Source organism: Photobacterium sagamiensis (assembly GCF_050337085.1).
GTDB classification, from domain to species: Bacteria; Pseudomonadota; Gammaproteobacteria; order Enterobacterales; family Vibrionaceae; genus Photobacterium; species Photobacterium sagamiensis.
On sequence record NZ_JAKJSP010000057.1, the window covers coordinates 20,783 to 46,732 of the forward strand.

General features: G+C 43.1%; 27 protein-coding genes, 1 pseudogene and 1 riboswitch. Of the genes and pseudogenes, 19 read left to right on the forward strand and 9 right to left on the reverse strand.

Annotated features, from left to right (window positions below; translation table 11 throughout):
• Positions 1-10 precede the first annotated feature (10 nt).
• A complete protein-coding gene (locus tag L4D76_RS23160; protein ID WP_428443232.1) occupies positions 11-1,399 on the reverse strand; it encodes an alanine/glycine:cation symporter family protein in 1,389 nt (462 codons plus the stop codon).
• Between the two features lie 81 nt (positions 1,400-1,480).
• Positions 1,481-1,599: riboswitch (glycine riboswitch) on the reverse strand.
• Between the two features lie 835 nt (positions 1,600-2,434).
• On the opposite strand from L4D76_RS23160, the gene L4D76_RS23165 reads away from it, so the two are divergent.
• From L4D76_RS23165 to L4D76_RS23175, 3 genes are all read left to right on the forward strand, one after another.
• Complete coding sequence (locus tag L4D76_RS23165; RefSeq protein WP_428443233.1) at positions 2,435-3,139, forward strand: response regulator transcription factor; 705 nt, start codon at positions 2,435-2,437, stop codon at positions 3,137-3,139.
• Positions 3,140-3,456: 317 nt separating this feature from the next.
• Positions 3,457-4,587: a molecular chaperone DnaJ gene (locus L4D76_RS23170; RefSeq protein ID WP_428443234.1), complete on the forward strand. Its 1,131-nt coding sequence runs from the start codon at positions 3,457-3,459 to the stop codon at positions 4,585-4,587.
• A gap of 192 nt (positions 4,588-4,779) precedes the next feature.
• Complete coding sequence (locus L4D76_RS23175; protein WP_428443235.1) at positions 4,780-5,445, forward strand: hypothetical protein; 666 nt, start codon at positions 4,780-4,782, stop codon at positions 5,443-5,445.
• Between the two features lie 171 nt (positions 5,446-5,616).
• On the opposite strand, the gene ptcA is transcribed toward L4D76_RS23175, so the two are convergent.
• The gene (gene ptcA, locus L4D76_RS23180; protein WP_428443236.1) at positions 5,617-6,663 is read right to left on the reverse strand and encodes a putrescine carbamoyltransferase; all 1,047 of its coding nucleotides are present in this window, start codon (positions 6,661-6,663) and stop codon (positions 5,617-5,619) included.
• Between the two features lie 556 nt (positions 6,664-7,219).
• Positions 7,220-7,855, reverse strand: coding sequence for a TetR/AcrR family transcriptional regulator (locus L4D76_RS23185; RefSeq protein WP_428443237.1), 636 nt, complete (start codon positions 7,853-7,855; stop codon positions 7,220-7,222).
• Positions 7,856-8,464: 609 nt separating this feature from the next.
• Between L4D76_RS23185 and L4D76_RS23190 the strand changes: the two genes are divergently transcribed.
• From L4D76_RS23190 to L4D76_RS23225, 8 genes are all read left to right on the forward strand, one after another.
• Positions 8,465-9,871: an APC family permease gene (locus L4D76_RS23190; RefSeq protein WP_428443238.1), complete on the forward strand. Its 1,407-nt coding sequence runs from the start codon at positions 8,465-8,467 to the stop codon at positions 9,869-9,871.
• 31 nt (positions 9,872-9,902) lie between these two features.
• Positions 9,903-10,994: an agmatine deiminase gene (gene aguA / locus L4D76_RS23195; RefSeq protein ID WP_428443239.1), complete on the forward strand. Its 1,092-nt coding sequence runs from the start codon at positions 9,903-9,905 to the stop codon at positions 10,992-10,994.
• Between the two features lie 326 nt (positions 10,995-11,320).
• A complete protein-coding gene (locus tag L4D76_RS23200; RefSeq protein ID WP_428443257.1) occupies positions 11,321-12,106 on the forward strand; it encodes a transporter substrate-binding domain-containing protein in 786 nt (261 codons plus the stop codon).
• Positions 12,107-12,383: 277 nt separating this feature from the next.
• Positions 12,384-12,983: an HAD family hydrolase gene (locus L4D76_RS23205; RefSeq protein WP_428443240.1), complete on the forward strand. Its 600-nt coding sequence runs from the start codon at positions 12,384-12,386 to the stop codon at positions 12,981-12,983.
• A gap of 270 nt (positions 12,984-13,253) precedes the next feature.
• A complete protein-coding gene (locus L4D76_RS23210) occupies positions 13,254-13,742 on the forward strand; it encodes a hypothetical protein (protein ID WP_428443241.1) in 489 nt (162 codons plus the stop codon).
• Positions 13,743-13,842: 100 nt separating this feature from the next.
• Positions 13,843-14,172 carry a hypothetical protein gene (locus L4D76_RS23215; protein ID WP_428443242.1) on the forward strand — a complete coding sequence of 110 codons (330 nt, stop codon included), beginning with the start codon at positions 13,843-13,845 and terminating at the stop codon, positions 14,170-14,172.
• A 274-nt stretch (positions 14,173-14,446) separates the two neighbouring features.
• Positions 14,447-15,088: a class I SAM-dependent methyltransferase gene (locus L4D76_RS23220; RefSeq protein WP_428443243.1), complete on the forward strand. Its 642-nt coding sequence runs from the start codon at positions 14,447-14,449 to the stop codon at positions 15,086-15,088.
• Positions 15,089-15,090: 2 nt separating this feature from the next.
• Positions 15,091-16,227: an HNH endonuclease gene (locus L4D76_RS23225; RefSeq protein WP_428443258.1), complete on the forward strand. Its 1,137-nt coding sequence runs from the start codon at positions 15,091-15,093 to the stop codon at positions 16,225-16,227.
• Between the two features lie 85 nt (positions 16,228-16,312).
• Here the strand turns inward: L4D76_RS23225 and def are convergent, their stop codons facing one another.
• Positions 16,313-16,840, reverse strand: a complete 528-nt coding sequence (gene def / locus L4D76_RS23230) for a peptide deformylase (protein ID WP_428443244.1) — start codon at positions 16,838-16,840, stop codon at positions 16,313-16,315.
• Between the two features lie 133 nt (positions 16,841-16,973).
• Positions 16,974-17,369 carry a VF530 family protein gene (locus L4D76_RS23235; RefSeq protein ID WP_428443245.1) on the reverse strand — a complete coding sequence of 132 codons (396 nt, stop codon included), beginning with the start codon at positions 17,367-17,369 and terminating at the stop codon, positions 16,974-16,976.
• 232 nt (positions 17,370-17,601) lie between these two features.
• On the opposite strand from L4D76_RS23235, the gene L4D76_RS23240 reads away from it, so the two are divergent.
• Positions 17,602-18,414 (forward strand): tetrahydrofolate dehydrogenase/cyclohydrolase catalytic domain-containing protein, encoded by an 813-nt coding sequence (locus tag L4D76_RS23240; protein WP_428443246.1) that lies wholly within the window; start codon positions 17,602-17,604, stop codon positions 18,412-18,414.
• 142 nt (positions 18,415-18,556) lie between these two features.
• Positions 18,557-19,870: a ferredoxin reductase family protein gene (locus tag L4D76_RS23245; RefSeq protein WP_428443247.1), complete on the forward strand. Its 1,314-nt coding sequence runs from the start codon at positions 18,557-18,559 to the stop codon at positions 19,868-19,870.
• A gap of 88 nt (positions 19,871-19,958) precedes the next feature.
• Here the strand turns inward: L4D76_RS23245 and L4D76_RS23250 are convergent, their stop codons facing one another.
• The 4 genes and pseudogenes from L4D76_RS23250 to L4D76_RS23265 form a co-directional block, all read right to left on the reverse strand.
• Positions 19,959-20,453 (reverse strand): hypothetical protein, encoded by a 495-nt coding sequence (locus L4D76_RS23250; protein ID WP_428443248.1) that lies wholly within the window; start codon positions 20,451-20,453, stop codon positions 19,959-19,961.
• A gap of 29 nt (positions 20,454-20,482) precedes the next feature.
• Positions 20,483-20,917: a MarR family winged helix-turn-helix transcriptional regulator gene (locus tag L4D76_RS23255; protein WP_428443249.1), complete on the reverse strand. Its 435-nt coding sequence runs from the start codon at positions 20,915-20,917 to the stop codon at positions 20,483-20,485.
• A 94-nt stretch (positions 20,918-21,011) separates the two neighbouring features.
• A complete protein-coding gene (locus L4D76_RS23260; protein ID WP_428443250.1) occupies positions 21,012-21,194 on the reverse strand; it encodes a hypothetical protein in 183 nt (60 codons plus the stop codon).
• Positions 21,191-21,328 (reverse strand): annotated as a pseudogene (locus tag L4D76_RS23265) (cytochrome b/b6 domain-containing protein); the annotation flags it as partial. The gene L4D76_RS23260 and the pseudogene L4D76_RS23265, both read right to left, overlap by 4 nt.
• Positions 21,329-21,476: 148 nt before the next feature.
• Between L4D76_RS23265 and L4D76_RS23270 the strand changes: the two are divergent.
• The 6 genes from L4D76_RS23270 (at position 21,477) to L4D76_RS23295 (ending at position 25,583) form a co-directional block, all read left to right on the forward strand.
• On the forward strand, positions 21,477-21,956 hold the full coding sequence (locus tag L4D76_RS23270) for a c-type cytochrome (RefSeq protein ID WP_428443251.1): 480 nt from the start codon (positions 21,477-21,479) through the stop codon (positions 21,954-21,956).
• A 39-nt stretch (positions 21,957-21,995) separates the two neighbouring features.
• The gene (locus tag L4D76_RS23275) at positions 21,996-22,445 is read left to right on the forward strand and encodes a hypothetical protein (protein WP_428443252.1); all 450 of its coding nucleotides are present in this window, start codon (positions 21,996-21,998) and stop codon (positions 22,443-22,445) included.
• A gap of 232 nt (positions 22,446-22,677) precedes the next feature.
• Entirely contained in the window at positions 22,678-23,223 is a 546-nt protein-coding gene (locus L4D76_RS23280; RefSeq protein WP_428443253.1) for a glutathione peroxidase, read from the forward strand.
• An 11-nt stretch (positions 23,224-23,234) separates the two neighbouring features.
• Entirely contained in the window at positions 23,235-24,074 is an 840-nt protein-coding gene (locus L4D76_RS23285) for an alpha/beta hydrolase (protein ID WP_428443254.1), read from the forward strand.
• 214 nt (positions 24,075-24,288) lie between these two features.
• Positions 24,289-24,909: a hypothetical protein gene (locus L4D76_RS23290; protein ID WP_428443255.1), complete on the forward strand. Its 621-nt coding sequence runs from the start codon at positions 24,289-24,291 to the stop codon at positions 24,907-24,909.
• Between the two features lie 392 nt (positions 24,910-25,301).
• The gene (locus L4D76_RS23295; RefSeq protein ID WP_428443256.1) at positions 25,302-25,583 is read left to right on the forward strand and encodes a hypothetical protein; all 282 of its coding nucleotides are present in this window, start codon (positions 25,302-25,304) and stop codon (positions 25,581-25,583) included.
• Positions 25,584-25,950 lie beyond the last annotated feature (367 nt).

Below are 25,950 nucleotides of genomic sequence, written 5' to 3' on the forward strand. Positions count from 1 at the left end.
TCTTAAAAGATTAAGCTGCTTGTGCTGTGCCCTGAGACGCTGACTTTAGCTGGTCAAAGTAAGCTTTACTTTCAGAGATAACGACTTTACGCAGTAAGACCAGACCGATCAGGTTTGGCACCGCCATCAGGCCGTTGACGATATCTGCGATGAGCCAAATCATATCGAGCTTTAAGAAAGCACCGCCGGCGACCAAAACCAGGAATATAATTTTGTAAGGTAAAATCGCCTTCACACCGAACAGATACGTGATACAACGCTCACCATAGTAGTTCCAGCCAAGAATCGTGGTAAAGGCAAAGAACATCAGGCCAACGGAGACCATCAGCGGGCCCCAGTAGGCAGAATCTAAACCTGCAGCAAACGCATAGGTTGTCATCGCGGCACCGGCATAGTCACTTTGCCATGCACCCGTAACAACCAGAGTTAAACCTGTCATGGTACAGATAATGATGGTATCGAAGAAGGTACCAGTCATTGATGTCAGTCCCTGATGGACGCAAGAGTCGGTTTTCGCCGCTGCTGCAGCCATTGGTGCACTACCCAGGCCAGACTCATTCGAGAACACACCACGCGCAATACCAGATTGAATTGCCAGCATGATACCTGCACCAACAAAACCACCGGTTGCAGCCTGGCCGGTAAAGGCCGAGCTAATAACCAGAGCAACGGCGGCAGGCAGGGCGTCGGCTTGCGATGTCAGTACTAGCAGGCACGCCAGAATATAGAAGCCCGCCATTACCGGAACGACCTTACTGGCAACGTTTGCGATAGATTTAATACCACCCAGAGTGACCGTGGCGACTAAAATTGTCAGTAATACGATGGTGTATTCTTTGGGAACCTCAAAAGACAGGTAGGCGGCATCAACAATTGCATTAACCTGTGGGAAGGTACCAATGCCGAAACAGGCCACGCCCAGAGCAAAAAAGGCAAACATTTTTGCCAGCCATTTGCTGCCAACACCTTTTTCAAGGTAGTACATTGGGCCGCCGATCATCTGGCCGTTTGCATCTTGCTCGCGATATTTTACCGCCAGCAGGCATTCAGCATACTTGGTCGCCATTCCAAATAAAGCGGCGATCCACATCCAGAGAAGGGCGCCTGGTCCGCCAAGTTTAATAGCCGTCGCAACACCAACAATGTTACCGGTACCGATGGTTGCTGACAGGGCAGTGCAGAGTGCCGCAAAACTGGAGATATCTCCCGATCCCTTAGTGCGGTTCTTATTTGAAAATACGTAGCTTAACGCTAATGGTAAATAGCGAATTTGTATAAAACCCAGGCGAAGTGTGAGGTACAAGCCTGTGCCCACCAACAGCAATAGCAGAGGTGGTCCCCAAACGAGGTTATCAATTACTTGAAGTGTATTTTGTAGCGTATCGTGTAGCGGATTCATTATTCCCCCTTTAAACATCAAAGGAAGAGATACAGAACAACAGAAACGTGGGATTGACAGAAAAAAATTCTGGCTGTTGAACTTATCTCCTCTGTCCTTTTGCCTGAGAGTTTCACCTTCCTGCGATGTACAAATAGTGCAACGCGGGTCGGTTTGCTCCTTCGGCGCCCGATTTAACGGGTCTCTCCAGAGGCTCCTCCAACAACAGTCCATACCGTAAAAAACGGTGCCTGAAAGATTAACGTTTTGTGCTTGAACAGTAACAAGCGGGTAAAACGCTTACTTCTTCGGCGGGCTAATTATCTATTTGTTAATAGATAAAGCGCCACTCTCCTGCTGTCTTCATCGGAACTCAATTTTCGAGCCGCAATACTAATTGATAAAAAAGTGATTGTCTGCAAAAAAATACATGCAAAGGCTAAAAAATTCATAATGCTGAAAGCTAAGAGGTTTAGTGCGAATTTGTTGGATATAACGAGTACAGGTTAACGGCAGCAGCGAACAACGGAAGAATTGATGCTCTTGTGAGCATGGTAAAGCGTTAAAAAACTAAGACATAATCTCTTAGTATCACTTTTTTATGATTCAGTCTTTTTTTTACGACTCTATAAATTAGAAAAGTGATAGTTTATTTTGGAATAACAAGTCGAATTCTTTATTCACTTTCGATATATAAGTGTTGTTTTTTAACATATATTGTTCGCTAACTGTTTGATTACAGCAGACTAGCAGAATTTTATTTTTTTATTGCTTAATTTTAAGACACATTTCCCATACTGGATTTATTTGGTTTTTTGACCGTTAATTATTCATATGTAAGGAATTTTTTTGTCGTATATTTCATACATTTACTTATGATTTTCTATACATTCATCGACACGGAGTGTCTATTACAAATAGATTTGCCTAGTACTAAGTTGTGTAGTTCATATTAGTTGCATATCCGGTAAATCAATTTGTAATTAACTTGGTATGTACTTACTTGTCCTTATGGTGAGATGCATGAGTTTATGGCGCTGGTAGTAAGGTGAGATTGTGATTTGGGTTAGTTGTTGTCATCAAGATAAGCAGACTGAAGCGAAAGAAAACCTGAAGCTGTTTCATAGCGTGGTTGATGTTTCGCCTTTTGAACTTTTGTCAACAATGACAGGGCATGAGCTGATTTTTCTTGAGGTGGTGAACTCATCGTCAGAAGGTTTTGAGCTGTTACAAGCCGTTAAAAATCGTTTTCCATCAACAAAAGTGGTAGTGGTTTACCATGACCTGGATGCTGACTTAGCCCTGAATGTGTTACGAGCGGGTGGGGAAGATGTATTGAGTGCAAGAGCAACACGGCAACAGCTGGAAGAATGCTTCAGTCGCATGCATACGCATACGATTGAAATGGGGGACGATGACGACTATGAACATCGCGAGTTATCCATCAAACCAGCACTGAAAATTATTGATGAAAATATAAGCGCCCCACTCAGGGAACAAGATTTAGCCAACGCCTGCCATTATTCTCCCACTTATTTTTCCCGCCTGTTTCATAGCATTATGGGGGTGACCTTAAAGCAGTACATCATTAAGAAAAGGCTTGATTTGGCTTGTGGTTTATTAACCTCAGACAGAGGGAAAATTGCCTCTGTAGCCACTTCTGCAGGCTTTAAAGATGTTTCATATTTCTCTCGGGTTTTTAAAAAGCATATAGGCTGCTCTCCGGGTGAATTCCGGATGAAAAAGCATAATTTGAATTGAGTTAACTGTCTATTGCACCTAGTATTTCATCACAATAGTTTTGACGAGTTCAGTCACCAACTTCGTCATTCCGTAAAGTGAGAAACGAACTTATACGGAATCTAAGGAGTACACAGTTAGAACTGGATCCCGGATATCTCGTCCCTCGATTCCGGGATGACAGGTTTAGGAGCTACAACTATTCATAATTTATGAGAAACAGAGTATTAGTGTATTTGTCCCGTGTTATAACGCTTAAAGTTGTTCGATATATTGTCGATAAAGAATTAGAATATACTCCCTATAGGGACTCATCGGCATTTAATTAGTACGGCAGAATGGCATCTTTCCACGATATTTTAGGCACAGATAACAATACCTCCAGCGATGAAGTAAAGCGTCGTTATAAATTGCTTTCCACTCGCTTTCACCCTGATAAGGGGGGATCGAAGGTGCTCATGCAGCTTGTTTCTCAAGCCTATGATCAGATAGGAAAGGGAAAAGGGCATGAAGAAGCTGTGCACACGATCCATATCCAAGATCCTGCGATAGATAACTACGTGGGGAAAATTCTGCGACTGGAGAGAGATTATAAGCAGCTTAAAGAGTCTAACGACACTCTGAAACAAAAGTTGAAACAAGCTCATCAAGAGAGTCAGCCAAAGTATAGTTCGGATGCAAGGCAATCTAACGCAGAAAGAGAAGAGAAAAAACTGCGTGCAGAAAATGATAAGTTAAAGGAACAACTGGCAGAGGCCCGGCGAGCGCTGAGTGAAAAAAGCCGTGATATCAAGCCATTTAAGTCGGATTCAGTCGACAAATCTGCTGCCGTCTTGTCACAGAAAGTGTCAGCACAAATCCAATCAATCGGGCGGTTTAACGTTCGTCGCTTTGCCGTATTTATGATCTTTCCGGTCATCTTTCTGACGCTGATGTTGATGCTGGGCAAAGAGCCCTGGCTGGCGCTTTACGCCATGATTGAAGAGCCAGCAGACAAGCCGAAAACGTTAGTGACAGTGTTAGATATCAACCCGGATGATTTGGTCTCTCAGCAACTGCCACAGCAAGTCTCAGAGCCGGTAACATTGGCACCGGCCAAGCCGAAGCCAGGCGCAAGGATCAAAATGGCACAAGTAGCGGGCTCTTGGCAGTACCGGCATTTTGAAAATACTCAGCAGTCATATATTTCGGTCAGGAGTGAAAAGGGATCATATATTGTCAAAAGCTGTGAAGGCGGCTTTAAATATTATCGTAACGATAACCTTCGTTCACGTCGTCTGCCTGCCAACATGATTTTTGAGCGTCGAGATCGTCACTTTACGATCTATAAGCTTCCTTATGGTAACGGCTCATCGGTTGCGAATTGGTCTGAAAGTAAAAGCTTGCTGATTAACGAAGAATATTTTCCGAATAAAGGGTTTGCTGATTCTTACTATCAACTGACTAACGCATGTTCATCGACGAGTTAAATTACATTTTATTTGTCTTTTTTTGATCACTGAGCTCTGACATTATACCAATTTGAGCAATTACACTAATTGCTGTTCTTCACACTTTTTGTTGAAAAAATAACCATGTAGATAAACACAGTTTCCCTCAGCGGAAACAGTAAAAGTGGATTTTTCGGTTATCATTTAGCAAATAATTGCGAGGGATTAGCTATGACAATGATGAGCTCAAATGTAAGTAAAAAGAAAGCAGTAGACTTTCAGTTTCAGAGTTTTCAAGGCTGCGATGAGCAATACTTGCTATCGCTGTTTAATGAGCAAAAAGCGACGAAAGAAGAACAAGATGCAGCCTATTACCTGGTCTTCGAACAAAACGTACCGTGCTTTCATTCATTAAAAAAACAGCGCATTCAGCTTGATGATGAAAATCGCTTTCCGATCAAAGAGATTGCCACTGATAGTGCCGTCGCAGAGATCGAAGTCGATTTCCCCTTAGCATTTTATCGCTCGTGTCAGCGTACCGAGATTTTTGATTTGCTGCTGTCGTTAAAAGAGCAGTGCAGTCATTATACTTTCAACCTGCGTTTAAACCTGGATGATATTGCCTCCAATTACGAAGTTAATGACATTGCCAAGCTGTGTATTGTTGCAGGGGCTGACAACTTGACTCTGGCCGTTGACGGCAAACTAACCGAACAAGAAGAATCTTATATTATTTTGATTTCTAACCTTTTGAAGAGTCTTTTTGTTGCCGACAGCTGTGGCCTGATTTATGCGGGTTTGACCGCCCCAAAAGAGATGGACAAATTGGTAGCACTGTCGAAAGAGGTGCTTGGTGAAGCCTGGGTAGCAAATAAACAACTCAGATTTGCGTATTAAATAACAAATAACAAATAACTAATAATTAATAACGAATAAAAAAAGAACGGTGCCCGAGAGCACCGTTTTTTTGTATTTACGTATAACAATCACAATCAAATTTCGTTTCTGATGAGCCCGATTTGATTGGAAGGTGTTTCATCACCATTCATTGATGATCAGAACATGTCGTTATAGGTTATTCAGGAATCCTTCAATTCTTGTTTTGTGTGCCATTACAGTTTCTTCTGATGGCACCTTATTGTGGTGATAAGTCAGGTAAACCAGCAGCGCCATTTGAGCCGTTAGGCGGTTTTCTGCCTCGTCAAAGATAATAGAACGGGGAGATTCCATCACTTCACGGGTACATTCACGTTGGTCATTGGCAGGCAAGCAGTGCATGAACATCGCATCCGGCCCTGCCTTCTCCATCAAATCTTCAGTGACTACATATTCTGGGATGAAAGTCGATAAGCGAATTTCTTTCTCATCTTCCTGGCCGAACCAATAGAAACTATCGGCAACGATAACATCGCAACCGGCAACTTGATCTGTGTCATCTGTAAGTACTAATTTGCCACCCGATGATTCGCAGTTTTCTAAAGCAATATCAACCCATTTTTGCGGCGCTTTGAAACGCTCAGGACAGATATGTTTAAATGTCATACCAAACTTCGTGCAGGCAAACATCAATGACGAAGCGACATTCGTTGCATCACCTACAAAAGCAACAGTCAGATCACCCAATGATTTACCTTCCGGCAAGTGTTCCATCATAGAAAACAGATCGGCCATGATTTGAGTGGGATGCAGCCAGTCACATAATCCGTTAATGACGGGAACGCTTGCATGCTCTGCTAATCCGGCAACGGTACTGTGTTCGTCAACACGCGCCATGATCACATCAACCATTCTTGAAAGAACGCGGCCAGTGTCTTCTAACGACTCTTTTGCACCAAGGTGAATGTCTTTAGGTGATAAGAACAGGGCATGGCCACCCAGCAGCGTTGCAGCCGTCTCAAATGATACGCGAGTACGGGTAGACGGCTGCTCAAAAATCATCGCAACAGATTTGCCTTTGAAAAGCTGAGGAATAGCATTGTCACTACGTGCTTGTTTAAGCATAGCCATCAACTCAAGAATATCGGTCAGATCTTTTTTCGTAAAATCCTGAGTTTTAAGGAAATGACGTAGACCTTCTTTATGTAAATTTGTTGCGCTTGAAGATGGTAGTTTCATAATATATTCCTACTATTGTTTGTTCTCACGAATGTTATTTCAACATTCTGAGCGGGTTGTCTATGATAGTTATTTATTACGGTTGAGATATTTCTGACAGAGTTTTGTATCTCATCCATCGGGGTATGGCGCAATTATCTGTTAGGTGAGCGCTGTTTTCTGAAATCAGAATCACTAATCGGTATAGCGGACACGAACACAATAATATTTTCGTGCTTTCTCACATTTTTATTAATCATCATGACGTGATTGTCGATATTTGATTCTAATGATGACGAAGAAATAAAAACAAAAATAAAGGGCTAAGACCAATCTGATTAGTCAGATTGCTCTTAGCCCTGATAGGATTTTCTTGTTAAGGCGAGGAGACTAGTATTTAATCACAGAAGTTTTGACCAGCTCAGTCACAAAACTTCGTCATTCCGTAAAGTGAGGAACGAACTTATACGGAATCTAAGGCGCACACAGCTAGAGCTGGATCCCGGATATCTCGTTCCTCAATTCCGGGATGACGTGTTTAGGTACTCCAACTATTTACATTTTATGTGAAAGAGTACTAGTGAAGTGAAATATCTTCAGCGATCACTTCTTCAGATTTAGGCAGGTGCTTAGGCAAATAGACACCCAAGTAAGCCTCGGTCAATATTACCGCTTCTCGGGCCATTTCTTTGGGAATATTGCCATTTTCCCGATAATTCATAGAGTAAACTTTATCTGCAACCTGAAGGGCGATTGCGAATATATTCACATCTTCAGGCAACTGAGGCAATTTGAAATATTTACGATAGATACTCTCGACTTGCTCAGCCAGAATCACATCATTTTCAGCATCGGCATGCCTGATTGATGAATATGTGTGCTGACCGAGTAAAATTCTTTGCACTAAAGGGTTGCTGCTGTAATAGTCAACAAATCCTTGTTCAACCATGCGGTTAATATCACTCCAGTGGTGAATGTCTTCTGGCTTTATCGCAGAGGTCAGTACTGACTTGAAATCTTCAAAGATGTCTTCCATTAACCGATAGACTAAGGCTTCCATATTGGGGTAGTGGTGGTACACCGTTGATGTTGCAATTGCAGCTTCCTTGGCAACATCATAAATTGAAATATTATTAATGTCTCGGTTTGATACCAAGGTTGTGACAGCCTTATGTATTCGATCTAAACGCTCTTGAGTGGATTCTTTTTTCATCTTGGCCTCCATAATCTGCGGGCAAATCCATTGCCGTATTTTCAACATGGCTGTAATCACTAAGCTCGAATATGTGTACCCGATGTGTGACCCTTCATGACATACACTACCACCATCGGTCAGTATCATAAAATTTTCTATGCCTGACCAGCATAGCTAAGACGGAGGCGGTGTAGTTCCAGCATCTCTGTCTTTATCTGTGTTGACAAACATACCGCTCTATACGCAGTGAGTAATTTGATCAGAATCAATTTTCTGCTTTGTACGCCATTATGGACGATTTTTTATCTTAGCCATCACGAAGTGAGCGGTGCATTTAAAAGCAATATCGATAAGTGATTTTAATAACAATAAATCAAGATATATTTTGATTAGATAATTACCAGTCGAGCTAATCAATTTATGAAGGATTAATATTTAAATTCAAGTTCATGGTTATTGGTTTTAATGATGGTTCCAATTCAAGTATTGATTAAAGAAATAAAAGTAAATCGTTGCTAATGAAATAAAACTTAATGGATTGCTGAGTATGGTCGTCACAGGTAAATACAGAGACCTGTATTTATGTGGAACCTGATGTACTGGTATACAGCAGATGGAGAAATAGATATGGAAACGCAAACATCTACAGGAAAAATGGGGGTCACAAGCTTAGCGTTATTTAGCCTGTGTGCAGTTATTGTTGTTGACACATTAACAGCCTCTGCGTCAATCGGAGTAAGTTCTATTGGCTGGTGGCTGATCACTTTGTTCGTTTTTGTTATCCCTTATGGATTGATCACCTCAGAGCTTAGTACAACGTACCCAGGTGACGGGGGGATTTATGATTGGGTCAAACAAGCGTTTGGATATAAATGGGCGGTTAGAACAACCTGGTTTTACTGGATAAACGTCGGTTTGTGGATGCCTGCCGTCTATATCATGTTTGCAGGAATGTTTGCAGAATTATTTATGCCAGACCTTTCTTTATTGTGGCAGATTGCCATATGTATCGTCTTAACCTGGTTAACTATTTGGGTCTGTAATGTTTCTGTTGATGTCGGTGTCTGGGTCACCAACATCGGCGCGGTATTGAAGATAACGGTTATTAGCGTTCTGGGTTTTGGTGGCTTTATTTATGCCGCAAAAAACGGGGTAGCCAACGAATTTAGTTTCTCCGCAATCATGCCGACGCTCGACACCGGGGTCGCTTTCCTGCCCGCTTTGGTCTTTAACCTGATGGGTTTCGAATTAGTCGCGACCATGACCAAAGAAATGAAGGATGTGCGTGATCTTCCTAAGTCGATATTCTTAGCTGCAATAATTACGGCATTCCTCTATGTCTTTGGCACTGTCGGTATTTTATTGGCATTGCCTGTTGAAGACATCGGTCTGGTAGCCGGAATTATCGACACCTTGAGGAAACTGTTTGGTGAGGGCGCGTTTGGTCAGTTCATGGTGTACGCCATTGGTACCATGGCCTTATTAACCTTCATTGGTAACATGGTGACATGGACAATGGGAGCTAGCCGGGCAGCCGCAGAAGCCGCCAGCGAAGGAGAGCTACCTGCTGTCGTCGGAAAAATGTCTGAAAAACATGATACCCCAGTTGGAGCCAATACTATTACGGGTATTGTTTCTACTGTCGTGATTATTGCCTACGCCTTGTTTGCTCAAAACAGTGATGAACTGTTCTGGTCAGTGTTTGCATTCTCTAGTTGTATTTTCTTGTTGCCATATCTGTTCATGTTCCCTTCTTATCTGAAATTGCGTATCAGCGATGGCGATCAGGAGCGTCCGTTTAAAGTACCTGGCGGTATAGCGACGCAGTGGAGTCTCAGCATTATCTGCTTCCTTGTTATTGCTCAGGCCGTGTTGCTCTTCATCTTCCCGGATCTCATAACATTGACGGTCGATTGGGTATATAGCGCCCCGGTACTGATTGGAGTCATCGTCACCATCGCGATTGGTGAGTACTTACTAAAGCAGGCAACAGCCAGAAAACAGCAAAGTGAATATCAAGAAGATATTGCGTAGTTATTGGACTGAAATCTAAAGGTGGAAAAAAATGAGTAAGCAATTAAAAACAACACCCAAACAAGATGGATTCCGGATGCCGGCAGAGCATGAACCACAATCCGGCATATGGATGGCATGGCCAGAGCGAACTGATAACTGGCGCTTTGGTGGCAAACCGGCGCAAGTAACCTTTGTTGACGTTGCTACAGCAATTTCAAAAACAACAAAAGTAACCATGGTAGTCAGCGCCGGTCAGTATGAAAATGCGCGTTCAATGCTTCCTGAAAAAATACAACTGCTGGAAATGAGTACTGATGACTCTTGGATGCGCGATATTGGTCCTTCCTATGTGATTAACGACAACGGTAAACGACGCGGTGTTGACTGGCATTTCAATGCTTGGGGCGGCCTAGAGGATGGTCTCTATTTCCCGTGGGATAAAGATGATGCCGTTGCACGTAAAGTCTGTGAGGCTTTAGGTGATGAAAGCTACCGCGCTCCTGTCGTGTTGGAAGGGGGGTCTATTCATGTTGATGGCGAAGGGACGCTGTACACGACCGAGGAGTGCCTGTTGCACCCAAGTCGAAATCCGGATTTATCAAAACAAGAGATTGAAGAAACACTGAAAACGTACTTATCTGTTGAAAAAATCATTTGGATCCCCGAAGGGCTGTATAACGATGAAACCAATGGTCATGTCGATAATTTAATTCATGTGGTTGGTCCGGGTGAAGTCGTTTTGACCTGGTGCGATGATGAGTCTGATCCCCAGTATGAGATTTCTCGTAAAGCGCTGGATGTCTTATCGACGGAAACAGATGCCAAGGGGCGTCAGATCAAGGTGCATAAATTACCAATGCCTGGCCCGCTCTATATTTCTGAATCAGAAGCAAGCGGCGTAGATATTTCAGATGGTATGGAGCGCGTACCAGGTGAACGTCTGGCTGGGTCATATGCAAACTATCTGGTTTCTAACAAGCATGTTATCTACCCGCTACTCGATCCTGAATGTGACGCTGAGGTTAGTGTATTGCTGCAGCAGCTTTATCCCGGCTATGCAATCACAGGTGTTGACGCGCGAGAAATCTTATTGGGAGGTGGCAATATTCACTGTATTACCCAGCAGATCCCAGCAGTATAACTGGTAAGTAAAACGCGCAATCCCTCTCAACGTCATTGTTGGCAATCTTGTTAACGACCCGTTGGGAGGGATTGTTCCGTATGTGTTCTATATAAGCAACGAATCAATTCTTTAAAGTGCTCTCCAGCCTGCAATAGCCTGAAGCTCTCTGCTGACGGGTAACCGAATACAATGCATGTCGTCGTTTAAAACGCATCATTTTCACACTTGCTCAATTGTGACTCTTTTGTTAATGACTGTGGCAATTAACTGCTATGTTTAATTGTATGTACTTGAAAAGTTCATCAGTATTAGCTTGAGAGGTGTATATGAGATCGTGGCATTTCATGAAGGCTTGTTCATTGGTTCTCTTTGTTACCATGTCGATATTCTCACATCACGCATTTGCGGCATCCAGTCGACTGCAACAGGTGCTCGATCGCGGCGTGCTCAAAGTGGGAACCACAGGGGATTGGAACCCGATGACAATTCGCGATCCAGCCACGAACTTTTACAAAGGTTTTGATATCGACGTCACCACCGAGCTCGCAAAAGATCTGGGGGTGGTTGTAGAATACGTTGCTGCAGATTGGAAAAATCTGGTTAATGGTGTCATTACCAAGAAATATGACATCACCGGCAGTGCCTCACTAAACATGCACCGCGCGAAAGTTGCGGGTTATAGTCATCCTTATTTCTACTTAGCTTTTGTACCTGTCGTTCAGGAACAGAATGTCTCTCGTTTTCGTAACTGGAGTGATTTTAATTCCACCTCAGTGACAGTTGCTTCAACATTGGGAACCGTACAAGAAACCATGGTGAAAGAGTTTTTCCCCAAGGCCAAGCATAATGTGATTGAAACCCCGATCCGGGACTATCAGGAATTACTCGCCAATCGGGCAACCGTGATTGTGACCTCGAATGTTGAAGCGGCCACGTTGACCAATAAATTCTCTCAGTTAAAAGTCGCAGAAGTGGCGGTGATGCGTCGCCCGACGCCCATTGCGATGCTGCTTCCTCGCGATGATCAAGTCTGGATCAATTATATTAATCACTGGATCGAGCTTAAACAAACCCAAGGCTTTTTTGATCGCACCGCCAAAAAATGGGGATTAGTGCACTTAGAGAAATGATGCAAAAAAACAAATAAATTCATTATAAAAAAACTTTGCTATATTGCCTTTAGAACCTAGAACTCTTTCACATAAATTATGAATAGTTGAAGCACCTAAACACGTCATCCCGGAATTGAGGAACGAAATATCCGGGATCCAGCTCTAGCCGTGTGCTCTTTAGATTCCGTATAAGTTCGTTCCTCACTTTACGGAATGACGATGTTTGGTAACTAAATCGTCAAAACTTCTGTGATGAAGTACTAGAACCTAGAACCTGCAACTTAAGGAAAAGGGCATGGATTTATCAGCATACAAAGGCATTATTTTCGATATGGACGGCACATTGATCGATTCAATGCCGGTTCATATTTACGCATGGAAGACGACCTGTGAAGAGTTTGGTATCCCCTTTGATTATCATTGGTTTTACAGTCTGGGCGGCATGCCGACGATTAAAACTGCAAGCGCGGTTAATGAAAAATATAAGCTTGATTGTGATCCCACTTTGCTGGCTGAAACCAAAATTTGCTATTTCGATGCAATCGACCATAAAGGCGATATCATTCCGGAAACGTTTGAACTGCTAAAGCAGCACAAAGTCGATAAAAAAATCGCAGTCGGAACGGGATGCCAGAAAAGACATGCCGATGAATTGCTGGAAGTAACCGGCATTCTGCCACTGTTAGATGCGTTGGTAACCTCGAATGATGTCGAGAATCACAAACCCGCCCCAGACACATTCTTAGAAGCAGCCAAGCGAATTGGCCTGGCACCTGTCGATTGTGTGGTCTTTGAAGACACTGATTTAGGGCGATCTGCCGCGCTGGCTGCGGGAATGGATTGCTACCTGGTTGTTGATGGTAAGATCACCGAGTTCACGCCTGCGAAGGCATAGAAAGCGTTAATACTCTTTCACATAAATGATGAATAGTTGAAGCTCCTAAACCTGTCATCCCGGAATCGAGGGACGAGATATCCGGGATCCAGTTCTAATTGTGTGCTCCTTAGATTCCGTATAAGTTCGTCCCTCACTTTACGGAATGACGAAGTTTGGTGATTGAACTCGTCAGAATTACTTTGAAATCGGTCAGCTATTACTCTCATCTCGCAACTTGTCCCTCTATTGGGTATTCTTAGCGGTCTGTACCGACACTCGACTGCCGCAATGAAAAAAACAGATGAAACGCCAGAGTCACAACACACATTTTCTCATTCAGAAAGAAAAGGAAAGGGAGATCGCAAGGGTGAAAAACATCCAATCTCCGAAGCTCGTTTCTGGACGCAAAGATTAAGCAAAACAGGCTTACGTGCACTGCATATCTTAGGCGTTGCAGCGTCTAGTGGCGGAATACTATATGGCGTCGATAAACACCTGTGGGTAGGCTGGTGGATGTTAGCCATGTCGACAGGCCTGATCATGATGACGCTGGAAATAACCCGTTCGCGCCTGTGGATCATTCAGCTAAAGGGCGTGCTGACCTTCGTTAAACTGGGATTGTTAGCCTCGTTCTGGCTGATCCCTCAACACAAGCCTGCGTTATTTATTAGCATTCTCGTTATGTCTGTCTTTATTGCCCATGGTCCGGCGGGATTGCGGCATTATTCCATCTGGCATCGACGCCGTATTGATGAAAAACGTAATATTAACGGCTGAAACTATAAGTATAAAACATAATTTTTTTGCGTAAGCAAAATTCTACTATTACAATGATGTATATAAAACAATAGTTTCTGACACCGACAGGAGATAGTCAGTGAAAGCAATTCTTAGTGTCATTTTTGCAGTTTTAGCTTTATCAGGGTGCTCTAAATCAGTCGACGAGCAAGCGGATGACTACGTTGATGTCAGCTTTTCTTTGTGTGGAACCAAAGTAAAAGCCTATTCGCAAGGAGACGACGGTAAAATCCGTGTGATCTGTGATAACGATAGCTACTTTCTTGTTAAGAGCGAAGAAACCTTAACTTATATGCAAGAGCTGAATGGCGCATACTGCCATGGCAAAGGGTTCTCGTTGTTTAACGAGCGTAAAAATTATTACACCTTTACCTGCGCCGGTGACAAAAACTTCAACATTCCGAAGTAATCGCGATTACAGGCATATACCTTGATTATGAAAAAAGCAGCTTAACGCTGCTTTTTTTATGAGTAACTGAACCTACTTCAGCGATTGTCGGGGGATCCATTTTAGCTGCTGGTAACATGCCAGCGCGGCGCGGGTTTCAATCACCTTCTTGTTATTAACCATCTCGTAATCCAGCCGTTTGAGTTTATAAGAGCAAGGATAAAGTGTGCGTTCGTTAGATAACTTTCTATCTTGTTGATGCAATTAATAATTGTTGGGATTAGAATGAGAGCAATTGCATAAAGTAAGCGCATTTGCTGTGAACCTGAATATAAACTTCTACCATCGAAACGCCTCAAGCCTTGCTGATAGCTATCAGCAGCTTTCCTTTGAGGATGTCCACGCAAGCTGGAAGCCATATTGGCCTGTTGCTGCAGATGGACAACAGCCACACCGAGTATTGGATGTAGGGGCGGGCTGTGGACGAGATGCCAAATGGTTTGCACAACATGGCAGCGAAGTATTTGCGATTGAGCCAGCTAAATCCCTAAGTCATCTAGGGCGCAAACATACCGATGGCCTCGAAGTCACTTGGCTTGATGACACTTTACCCGAATTAAAGAAAGTCATAGATTTGGGTATGCGCTTTGATTTCATTCTTGCTTCGGCAGTTTGGATGCATATCGCCAAATCAGAGCGCAAGCGTGCTTTCCGAAAGCTGGCGAATCTACTAGCTCCTAATGGCAAACTGGTTATTTCTCTGCGTCATGGCAGTTTTAGTGATGGTCGAATAAACCATGGTGTTTCAGTCGAAGAACTAGAGCTGCTGGCTAAAGATCATGCCCTACATGTTTGTCATAAATCGGAGAGTTCCCCAGATGCCATGGGCCGAGAGGATGTGCAGTGGCAGACGGTAGTGATAGGGCTCGGGAAATAGTTATGTCGCTTTCTTATTACGTAGAAAAATTTAAAGCTCTCAATACAGATCGTTCAAGTGGTCACAGTAAACCGCATAAAGTGTGTATGTTATTAGCTGTTATAGATCTAATTGAAGTAGGGCATTTTCATTCAAATAAAATTTATTTCAGTGATCAACTGAAAAGTAGATTTAGTTATTACTTCGAGCAGTTCAAGCAGGGTGATGATAAAGACACACCAGAGAATCCTTTTTACTTTCTTCGCTCTGAAGGCTTCTGGTACCACAAAGGAAAGCTAACAACAGAAACACTAGTACTTAAATCAGTATCTAAAAAATCAATTAAAGGAAATATTGATTACGTTTATCTTGATGATGAGCTTTTTGATTATATGAAAAGCACCATTGTAAATGGTGAACTTAAAACTGCATTGACTGTAAATCTCGACAACTTAGCTGATTTATATGCAAGGTGGGCAGCAACACTTGGAAAATCAGATAAGACTGTAAAAAATTACCTTGGTGCATTGAGAGGAAGTATTTCCAATTGGATGGCTGATGAAGGACTATTAAATCAACCACTTACCAAAGTTAATAGTTTTCATGAATATAAACGTTTAACAATGCAAGCAATGCAGCTAGAAGAATTTAAGAAAAAAGATGCGAAAGGAAAAGGTATGTACAGTGCTGCAATCAAATCCTATGGCACCTTTTTAGCTGATGTCGGACAAGTCGATATAAAATCAGATGTTCAACATATCCTCGAAGATACGGCATTGAATGAAACGGAAAAGTCGATCATGATCAGTACCAGAGTAGGACAAGGTCGTTTCCGTGAACAGTTGATTGATTATTGGCATGGGTGCGCACTTACCCGTTATCCAAAGTTGCCTATGCTGGTGGCCTCACATATTAAGCCATGGTCGAAGGCAAAAAACACAGAACGTTTAGACCCTTTTAATGGCTTGTTGCTGCTCGCCAATATTGATAAAGCGTTTGATCTTGGATTTATATCATTTAATGATAAAGGCCGTATTTTAATTTCAGAAGCTTTAGAAGATCATGATGTTTTAGGAATTAATGGAGATATGTCTTTCATTATTGATAGCAGACATAAGCACTACCTTGCTTACCATCGTGAAAATTTGTACATCAACTAAAAAAACAAAAAGGACATAAGTGAAAGAGAGAGCTTTTTTCAATCTTGCCCCGAACACTACCCAGTAATGCCAAAGAACTCTGCCTTTACTGGCTAATCCCCATCAGCTTCTGAAACTCACTCTCAGTCACTACATCGAGTTTTTCTGCTTTGTCGAGGAAGACAATACCGTTAAGGTGGTCGAGTTCGTGCTGGAAAATTCGCGCAATAAAGCCGTCGAACTCCGTTTCAATCACTCTGCCTGATTCGGTTTGATAGCGAACCTGTATACGTTTGTGGCGGTTCACTTTGGCTCTTATTCCCGGAATGCTCAGGCAGCCTTCCCAGTCCTTTTCCATCTCATCGCTTTGCCAAAGCAGCTCGGGATTGAGCATCACTGTTGGCTCCATCAGTGGGGCATGGGGGTAGCGTTCGTTAGGGCGTGAGGCCACAATAAAAGCGCGTATAGACTGGCCAACTTGAGGGGCGGCAATACCGACCCCCTGATATTTGCGCATGATCTGTTTAAGCGATTCAAGGAAGGGAGTAGATAGTTCGATCTGCACAGACGTCAGGGCTGCTGCCTGTGCTCTTAAGACAGGGTTGCCGAGTTGGATAATGTCTAAAGATGGCATTGTCTTATCCCTATCATTGAAGAACTAACGTTAATACTAGGCGATAGTGGTGTGGGCGAGATATCAAAAGCAGCCTCGCTGTTAGTGGAATATCCTCTAATCGCCTGATTTCTTCATGCACAGAGTGAAGCGTCTATCGACGTCGAGGGTGTCTGTGTGATGATCTTTCTTTATGGGCAGAAGCCGCTTTTGCCTGAGAAAGCAGAATTGACTCAACGGTTAGTACCATCGGTTCACGTGGCACGACACCGACCGGAAAAGTACGCTTACGAGGTGGTAATGCAAAGTCTTCTTCGCTTGCTCTTGGCATGCGCTTAAAACGGGATAAATAAAACGCTTCTAATTTTTCGCGTGCCCACTCTGTTTTGCGAAAAAACTTAAGGCTGCCTGCAATGGTGGGGTTCGTATTAAAACAGTTGAGACGCATAGCCGTGTCGAGGATATCCCAGCCATAAAAATCGACAAGTTCTGTGAGTAAAGTTTCTAATTTAAGGCCGTGTAACGGGTTGTTTTGTTGTTCTTCTAGCATTGCTGTTCCGGGTATATTGCGGGATCTACACACATTATACTGCTTACTGATACGTAATGGATACTCTTTACTCCACTATAGCGTTGAGGGGCTAAGCACCGGTAAGATAAACAAGCGTATGTGTTACTAAATATTGATATGTGACCCGAAACACACTTTCATTGTTCTAACGCATAGTGTTATAAAAATCAGTTGGTTATAAAGTCATAATCAGCCACAAGTGTGAATAACAATGAAATCAGTAATCAATACAATCTATGAATCAAAAATGGAAGAGCTTAAAAGTAAAATCACGACTTTAAGCGTGCCTGTTCAACTGACTATCGTTACTGTCGGTGACGATCCCGCCAGTAAAGTCTATGTCCGCAATAAAATTCGTCTTTTTGATGAACTCGGCCTTGAATGCCATCACCTCACACTGGCGGAAGAGACAACTGTCCAGGCGGATCTTGATGCACTTGCAGCAAATGCGGATCATCCTATTTTATTCCAGCTGCCATTGCCGAACGGACTCACAGCCCCCGATCTACCTGCCGACATCGATGTGGATGGATTTGGCTCTGAGTCACTAGGTCTGCTGGTACTGGGCCAGAACACCGTCCTTCCTTGTACCGTGCAAGCGACGATAGATATTATTTCGGCCCATTGTGGCGAACATAATTTTGCCGGCTTGAAGGTGGCTGTGGTCGGTCGCAGCAATATCGTTGGCAAGCCTTTGGCTATTGAGCTTATTAACCGTCAAAGTACGGTCGGCAGCTTTAACAGCCGTTCAGATCTCGCTGTGGTAGATTGGAATAAATATGATGTCATCGTAGTTGCAACCGGTGCTCACGGTATTTTGGATAACTCACAGTTTATCGAAGGCCAGCTTATCATTGATGTTGGTATCAATCGCGTAGACGGAAAGTTGGTCGGCGATATTAAGCACCATCATGGCATGGTAACGGCGGCATCAATTACCCCGGTTCCCGGTGGTGTAGGTCGACTTACCTGCCTGCATGTTCTGGGCAATGCCGTGAAGCTGATTGAGTCTTATCAGGAATGATGGCCTTTAGGCTGGCTATGTAAAGGAGCGTAAACTTGTTTGAAGCTAAGTAAAGCCGCTTCTATCCCTCGCGAGAGGGAATATTATATCTCTCATAGATTTTTTATTACTGATATTAATATTCCAGCGAGAAGCTACCGCTATGTTGAGATTTACACTGATACTTGTACTGTTATGGTCTCCGGCCTTATTGATGGGCTATGACGAAATGGGAGACTTCTTCTTCTGGCGTCATCAGCTCACTATGTTGTCTGGTATTTTTGGCCTTGGGTATATGAGCTTTGCCGTGCTTATTGCCGCAAGGTTTCGCTGGGTTGAGTCCAGGTTGAATGGGCTAGATAAAGGTTATGCGTTGCACAAAAAACTTGGAATTGGTGCGACGGTAGCCTTAGTTCTGCACTGGCTTTGTGTTCAAAGTGCCAAGTGGTTCGTGCAGGCAGGATTGTTAGCAAGGCCAACTATAAGCCGGCCCGCTATTGAAGGGATCAACTGGCACCATGTTGCCAACGAAATTGGCGAGCTCACCTTCTATGCATTTGTTCTCTTCAGCATTATTAGTTTGGTGCAAGCTATCAGCTATAAGAAGTTTAAGTTCACCCATAAAATCGGTGGCTTGCTAGTTATTGCAGGCGTACTTCATAGTGTTTTACTGCTTGACTGGAATGGTCAATCAATACCGATGAATATCGCTATTGCTGGTATTTCTTTCATTGGTATCTGGTGCTCTTGCTTGTCACTAACCGGAAAAATTGGTGCTAGTTACAAATCAGCAGGAGAGGTGGTGCGTGTTGAGCCATTTAAGGCAAATACAGAAAGTAATATTGCGATTCGCGTTGGCATTAAGTTAGATTCAGCTATTCGATATAAAGAAGGTCAGTTTGTATATTTGAATTTTCATGATGGCGAAGCCCCGCATCCCTTCTCAATCCTCAATTATGATGCCGAAAGGAAACTCATCGAGTTTGGTATCAAAGGTTTAGGTGATTATACCAATAAGATGGTCAATCATTTAACGGCCGGACAAAGAGTGACAGTCGAAGGTGGTTACGGTTATTTCCAGATACCAGAACAAGAAACGCAAGTCTGGGTTGGTGCGGGTATCGGTATTGTACCGTTTATGTCTAGGCTCTACTGGCTAGAGCGTAAAGCCCATAAAGAAGACCTTGAGTTTAAAAAGATCCATCTCTTCTACTGTGTAAATACTAGGAATGAAGCTTTCTTTGAAAAGGAAATCCTGGCTATTCTGCAGCGCTTAGATTTTATTGAACTTGAAATACTTGATGCTGCCGAGGGGGAGTTCCTGAGTGCTGAACAGATACTAAGTACAACCGATAGCAAAGAGTTTGATGTTAGCTTCTGTGGGCCAGAGGAGTTTGGCAAGATCTTGAGTACGCATTTAGCCGCGGCTGGTCTAGGAAGTGAACGCTTTCATAGAGAAATCTTCAAAATGCGATAACACTAGGACTTAATAAGCTGATTAAAACCGGAGCACAGGCATTCTCGATATTGAATGTCTGTGCTATTCACTGTTATTGGAAACGGTTTTACGCCGCAGGCATCAATAGCTGCCCCAGGTAGCGAACAACATGCGCGGCATCTTGTGCGGCGCGGTTTACTTTGGCAATAATCGCTTGGGCGCGCTCGTCATCAGCTTGCAGGCTTGCCTTCACCTTTTCGTTCATGGCTTCGGCCATTTCTAATTTTTGTTTGCAGTCTTGAAACAGTGCAGATAGGAACTGCATATCTACTTCACCGCCCTTAGAGAACAATTCAGCCGCAATGTTATAAACAGTATGAAATTTCGTTGCCATGTCTTTTTTGTCAGCCTGGCTTTCTTTTGCCCAGTCAGTTGCCCAAACTTTGAAGATAACGGCGATTTGTGGGTTTGGGGCGATGTTAGTTTGTTGCATTGCGTATTTGTCCTTGGGTTCGTCTGGAACGGGCATAGTAAAGTAGCAAAGAAACGGTTTAAAGCAATAATCTTTTTCCAACGCGTTGGCTGAATGAAAAACAGCCAGCACCAATGCGGTACTTCGCATTGGTGTGTGGATTCATTCCGTTTAGCTGATCAAACGTCGATGTCATGAACCATTTTCTGTAACAGGCCAATCATCTGCGCTTGCTCTTTGCTATCGAGGGAAGACAACACAGATTCGTTAACCTGGGTTGGCAGGTGAATTAACGTATCCTGAAGGGCGCGGCCTTCGTCGGTTAAGTAAATTCTGAACGAACGGCGGCTGTTTGGATCGTCGCGGCGTTCTACCAGGTTCAACTTTTCAAGTTTGTCGATAGTTCGTGTCGTGGTCGAGCTTTCTACTTTAGATTTTATGGCGATTTCTCGTTGGGTTACGCCTTCTTCTTCCCATAAACACATCAAGGTTGGCCATAGCGCGATGGTTAAACCGTGTTTTTTTAGCTCTGTGTCAAAGTCGTTTTTAAGTTTGGATGCAACAACATTGATGAGCCAGCCTAAACTTGACTGTCGATTGAATGATGTACTCATTTTTCTGTTCTGTCTTCTGCGTTTAGTGAGAAACTTGCTTCCCGTACTATAAGGGATAAGTCGATGATAAGCGATATCAAACCGGCATGCAGCATCACACAATGCCGGATGATTCTAATGCGGCAAAAACCAATCCCATGCTGGCTAATAAACAGATAAATGCTAGCCAGTTTTGTTTGAAAACAACCCCGGTAGGATCTGTGATGTTCGGTTGTTTGCCAGTGAGCATCGCTTTTACTAAAGGCATACGTTTTAGTTTGTAAAAAGTGATAGCCATAAGACCAAAATCAGTAATGTGATGCCGATCACTTCGTGCGGTCCATTTCCGCTAAAGCCCGATGCGAATAATCCTAAGCAGAACAAGGCCTGAAGCCAGTGGTAGAGGCGTGTTGGCAGATCCCAGACTTTCATGATTTCTCTCCGTCAGTAAATTCTTTTTAGACAATTTACACTGCAATTGTTGCGTACGCAATGATTGCGGTGTAAATTAAGCGCAAATAAAGCGTTTCAAAAGAACACGCATTTAAACACCCACAAAGAAAAGGAAGAGGATCGAAACATGGCCAAACAGACAATAGCTCAACGTTCATCAGCAATGGCTCAAGTTGCTATCGGTATATTACTGGGTGCAATTAGCATGACGGCTACCGCGAACGGCGATCCGCAAAATGAGCAAGTGATTGAGGCTCGTCAGCAGGATTTCAAAACCATCGAGAAAAATATGAAGCAGTTAGCTCGTGCGTTAGATGCAAAAGATCTGGACTGGAGTCGATTGAATACATGGGTAAATGAAAGCCGCCAGGCGGCCAGTGATTTACAAACGGCGTTTCCCGTCGGGAGTGATGACGGTAGTCGTGCGAAATCGGCAGTGTGGAACAAACCGGCTAAGTTCAATAACTTGATGGCACAAATGGAGCAAGGCTACGACGACATGTTGAAAGCCGTAGCGAATAAGAACACAGCTTTCGCCAAGCAAGGATTAAAGCAAGCGGGTGGAACGTGTAAAGGATGCCATCGTCAGTATCGTTCGTTGTGGTAAGGCTGAATAAAAACAGACAAAGTAAAAAGAGAAGGAAAGATGATGAACAACTTAACGATGAAACGTATTCATAAAACGGCAGCGATTATTGCGTTTTTACTGATCATTTCTTTTTTCACCAGCAGTGTGTTGGTGGATGTGTTCGGTGATCATGTGGCTATCGCACAGGTTAAACAAACCATTTTATACAGTGTGGGTCTGTTGGTTTTAGCCATGATGACCACGGGGATCAGTGCCAACCAATTATATCGCGGCAAAATGAAGGGTGTGTTTGCGGTTAAGCAGAAGCGAATGAAAATTGCAGCGGCAAATGGTGTGTTGATTTTGATCCCTGCGGCAGTGGTATTGGCGAGGTGGTCTGGCACGGGGCAGTTCGATTCATTGTATTGGACAGTTCAAGGGCTGGAGCTGATTGCCGGGGCAACAAATGCCACTTTGTTAGGTTTGAATATTCGTGATGGCATCGCTGTTAAGAGACACAAGTCGTAATCAGTGAAACTTACCCTTTGCGGTCTCCTTTTAAAAAACACGTATTCATAAAGCGGGTTTGAAAGGGATCGCCATTCCTACATACATTTTGTACAAATGGATTTCCTGAGGAAGCTCTGAATTTCGCATCATTCGATGGTTTGTGTATATGTCTATAAGCAATTTTGTGCTTACACTTAGTTAAGTGCGAAAGCAAAATTGTATTTAGCCAAAGGAAGGGGGGAATTACAGGATGCGTAGTAAGCAGCTATTGATTAGTGGATTATTGCTAAGTTGTTCATTAGGTGTGCAGGCCGCTGAGGGATGCCCTGAAATCTTGAACCATTCATTTAACAAGCTTAATTCATCCGAAAAAGTGGCGATGTGCCAGCAGTTCAAAGGTGAAGTGCTGCTTATCGTCAATACCGCCAGTCAGTGCGGATTTACCCCGCAGTATAAACAGCTGGAGCGGATCCATCAGAAATATAAAGATAAGGGCTTTAGTGTGGTGGGTTTTCCTTCCAATGACTTCAAGCAAGACAGGGGCAGCGAGGCCGATACGGCGAAGGTTTGTTACCTAGATTACGGTGTCACTTTTCCGATGATGGAGCGGACCAATATTAAAGGTGAAACGGTCAATCCCGTATTCCAAAGTCTGGCCCATGAAACGGGTGTGGTGCCGCAGTGGAATTTCTTCAAATATGTGATCGACCGGAAAGGGGATGTGGTGGGTGTTTTTTCCAGCCGGATAGAACCTACCGATGACACAATTATCGACATGATTGAAAAGCAATTGTAACTGATAGCATAATGAGAAGGTTGTTAACGTTATTGATATTTTCCGTACTGATAACAGGCTGCGTAACAGCTAATGAGCGAGAATCACCTGTTTGCGGAGTAATAAAAGAAAGATTCATGTTTTGGCTTTGGAGTTCGTCTGCACCAGAGCCGGATGAATCACGAGTCAACGCCATTGAACATGTAGAAAATATCGAGTTCACAACCTCAGACAACAAGAAGCTGAACGGTTATGTCTATCTCGCACACAACAGACTCAAAGATGAAGAGCAAGCCAAAGGCTATATTCTGATGGCGCTCGGTAACGCTATGATCTCAGATCAAATGATCGGGTATTTAAGCAGCTTTGCCGAAAAGGGCTATGATGTTTACATCTACGATTACCGAGGTTACGGCTCTTCTGAAGGAAAAAGAAGAATTAACGCGATCATTGAAGACTATAAGGAAATTATTGTTTTTCTTAATAATAGATATGACCGACACCTGTTATACGGGATCTCACTTGGAGGTGCCGTTATCATGAATGCAATTGGTTCTGGAGTCCAATTCGACAGGGCGGTGATTGATTCCAGCCCTAGCCGATTTTCCCCGTTTGGTTGCCCGGAGCAATTCGATCCCATTAACAATCTCCCAGAAGACTCAAAAAACATATTGGTGATCACCGGTCAGTTAGATCGAGTGCTAAAACCGGAATTGACATCAGAACTTAGAATTGCGGCAGGAAATAGAAACGCCAGGGTATTTGACGGTAATGAGTATGACCATCCCTTTATGGATAAATCCCAGGAAGTACACAAAGAAAGGATGGCAATGATTATTAAATTCTTGAGCGGTCAAGCTGAAGAGAATTAATGTCGTTTTCGGTGTTGGACACCCCCTAGCCAATAGCATGCGCCACTCACTTCCCATCGCCACTTGTCGCCCTTGTATTTTTGCGAGCGAAATCACAAAATGTGCCATATCACCTTAATATACTAACTCTGTTGCATATCAAAATTGTTGTTTGTTGGAATTCATGAAAGCTATCGTATCGTCGATGGCCGGTATCACTGTGAGTAAATGGTAGATGGATAAGACCACGAACGGAAAAAGTATATTGTTGCTTGGCATATTCCTAATGACTTCCATTGCTAATGCAAGCCCTCTTGTTGGTAAAATGTATGACTACGAAGGAATTGGTGAATCATTTACCAAGCAGCTCGTTCATGTACTCGCTTTTGAAGGAAGGCTCGAAGCCATTAAAAGTAATAAATTGGCCTTTTTGACTGATAGCCAGATAGTGAAGGTAAATAATGCATTAACCAAAATTCGTCATATAAAAAAAATTCACGGAAAGGCCGATAAAAATCAGTTTTATATTCTTGGACGAGACATTGTTGCATCCTCATTCAGCAATATTAATTGCGTAACTCGTATTGTCTCTCTTGCCACAACAAAAACCATCCAGCTTAACTGCAAAGGTTTGGGCTATGAAATTGAAGGCGACGACCTTTTTGCTGAATACGAATATTCAGATTTCTTTTTAACGACAAAAAGAAGTGACGGGGCGGTTGTTGTTTCCTCATATGTCGATGGAAGGCTAACGCACCTTGAACAACAAATTACGGTTCTTGATGATGAGGTATCCCGTGTATACGCACCAATACTGCAGGCAAACAAGAGAACTTTTATTACCCCCAAGTCTTGAGGTGGCATGGGTATATAGCATGAGAGTTAACATTATCGGTATATTTTCAATATATTAGTTGCAAACATGTTGCAAGCTACGCCGTAACGTACTACTGTGTATATAACCAGTGTGTATACCCAAGCCACTTCATAATGCAGAGTTCAGCGAGAATTCAGTGGCTTTTAGGCAAGGCAGCCATATGAATGAATAGTTGTTCTATTTGGAGTATGGCTAACGCAGTATAAAAGCCACTGAAACACGCCCTTTGGGAGCTCCTCTGGAAACTCACTTCAGCGCAAAATGTGCTTGAAAGGGAATACCATTCCTACACACATTTTGCTTGAATTGAATTCCCAGAGGAAGCTCTGAATCTCGCATCTTGAAGTGGTTTGGGTATATTGGAGGCGCTTATGATTAAAGTTAACTTCGAACTGGCAAAGCAAGCGTATGCAAAAGTATTGAAATATCCTTACGGCGGTGAGATTGAGCAGCATGAATATCAGGCGTTGAGGATGTTTAAGTGGGATCTCGCCCGTATAGGAATGCCCATAGATAAAGCCTTCGATTTACGATTAAAAGCCGCTGGTTCTCGTAATATTGCCACTCGGCCAGCTAAGGCGCATCGACCACTTCCAGCCTGTGTATTAAATCAAATGAGTGAGAGCTGGAAACACGAGCATGGTTATTATTAATCGGTGAAAGCAAAAGGCTTCGGAATCGGAGGCCTATTTTAGTTCTGCATTTTCTGGTGCTAGTACCTTGACTCATTAATTATGATTGATTGAACAGATTAGTTTTTTATCGATGAAGCTAAACCGTCGTCATCCTTGCTCTTCCCTCTTTGTCATCCATTGAAGCGCTTAATGTTGATCTTTTCATTATCGATTGGATTTACAGTAGCGATTATCGGGGATCCACAGTCCACTGAACCTTCCGTGCATGATGGATCCCTGATAACCGCCAGGTGAGTTTTGAGAAAGCCTGCAAGTTCAGTGTTTGGCGGTTTCTGGGATGACGGACTTCGACTGTTTTAATCAATCATCTTCACTGTGTTTAGGT

Coding starts and splice junctions, on each gene's coding strand:
- L4D76_RS23160 (WP_428443232.1), bottom strand. CDS start 1,399: ATGAATCCGCTACACGATACGCTACAAAATACACTTCAAGTAATTGAT.
- L4D76_RS23170 (WP_428443234.1), top strand. CDS start 3,457: ATGGCATCTTTCCACGATATTTTAGGCACAGATAACAATACCTCCAGC.
- L4D76_RS23175 (WP_428443235.1), top strand. CDS start 4,780: ATGACAATGATGAGCTCAAATGTAAGTAAAAAGAAAGCAGTAGACTTT.
- ptcA (WP_428443236.1), bottom strand. CDS start 6,663: ATGAAACTACCATCTTCAAGCGCAACAAATTTACATAAAGAAGGTCTA.
- L4D76_RS23185 (WP_428443237.1), bottom strand. CDS start 7,855: ATGAAAAAAGAATCCACTCAAGAGCGTTTAGATCGAATACATAAGGCT.
- L4D76_RS23190 (WP_428443238.1), top strand. CDS start 8,465: ATGGAAACGCAAACATCTACAGGAAAAATGGGGGTCACAAGCTTAGCG.
- aguA (WP_428443239.1), top strand. CDS start 9,903: ATGAGTAAGCAATTAAAAACAACACCCAAACAAGATGGATTCCGGATG.
- L4D76_RS23200 (WP_428443257.1), top strand. CDS start 11,321: ATGAAGGCTTGTTCATTGGTTCTCTTTGTTACCATGTCGATATTCTCA.
- L4D76_RS23205 (WP_428443240.1), top strand. CDS start 12,384: ATGGATTTATCAGCATACAAAGGCATTATTTTCGATATGGACGGCACA.
- L4D76_RS23210 (WP_428443241.1), top strand. CDS start 13,254: ATGAAAAAAACAGATGAAACGCCAGAGTCACAACACACATTTTCTCAT.
- L4D76_RS23225 (WP_428443258.1), top strand. CDS start 15,091: ATGTCGCTTTCTTATTACGTAGAAAAATTTAAAGCTCTCAATACAGAT.
- def (WP_428443244.1), bottom strand. CDS start 16,840: ATGCCATCTTTAGACATTATCCAACTCGGCAACCCTGTCTTAAGAGCA.
- L4D76_RS23235 (WP_428443245.1), bottom strand. CDS start 17,369: ATGCTAGAAGAACAACAAAACAACCCGTTACACGGCCTTAAATTAGAA.
- L4D76_RS23240 (WP_428443246.1), top strand. CDS start 17,602: ATGAAATCAGTAATCAATACAATCTATGAATCAAAAATGGAAGAGCTT.
- L4D76_RS23245 (WP_428443247.1), top strand. CDS start 18,557: ATGTTGAGATTTACACTGATACTTGTACTGTTATGGTCTCCGGCCTTA.
- L4D76_RS23250 (WP_428443248.1), bottom strand. CDS start 20,453: ATGCGAAGTACCGCATTGGTGCTGGCTGTTTTTCATTCAGCCAACGCG.
- L4D76_RS23255 (WP_428443249.1), bottom strand. CDS start 20,917: ATGAGTACATCATTCAATCGACAGTCAAGTTTAGGCTGGCTCATCAAT.
- L4D76_RS23260 (WP_428443250.1), bottom strand. CDS start 21,194: ATGGCTATCACTTTTTACAAACTAAAACGTATGCCTTTAGTAAAAGCG.
- L4D76_RS23270 (WP_428443251.1), top strand. CDS start 21,477: ATGGCCAAACAGACAATAGCTCAACGTTCATCAGCAATGGCTCAAGTT.
- L4D76_RS23275 (WP_428443252.1), top strand. CDS start 21,996: ATGATGAACAACTTAACGATGAAACGTATTCATAAAACGGCAGCGATT.
- L4D76_RS23280 (WP_428443253.1), top strand. CDS start 22,678: ATGCGTAGTAAGCAGCTATTGATTAGTGGATTATTGCTAAGTTGTTCA.
- L4D76_RS23285 (WP_428443254.1), top strand. CDS start 23,235: ATGAGAAGGTTGTTAACGTTATTGATATTTTCCGTACTGATAACAGGC.
- L4D76_RS23290 (WP_428443255.1), top strand. CDS start 24,289: ATGGATAAGACCACGAACGGAAAAAGTATATTGTTGCTTGGCATATTC.
- L4D76_RS23295 (WP_428443256.1), top strand. CDS start 25,302: ATGATTAAAGTTAACTTCGAACTGGCAAAGCAAGCGTATGCAAAAGTA.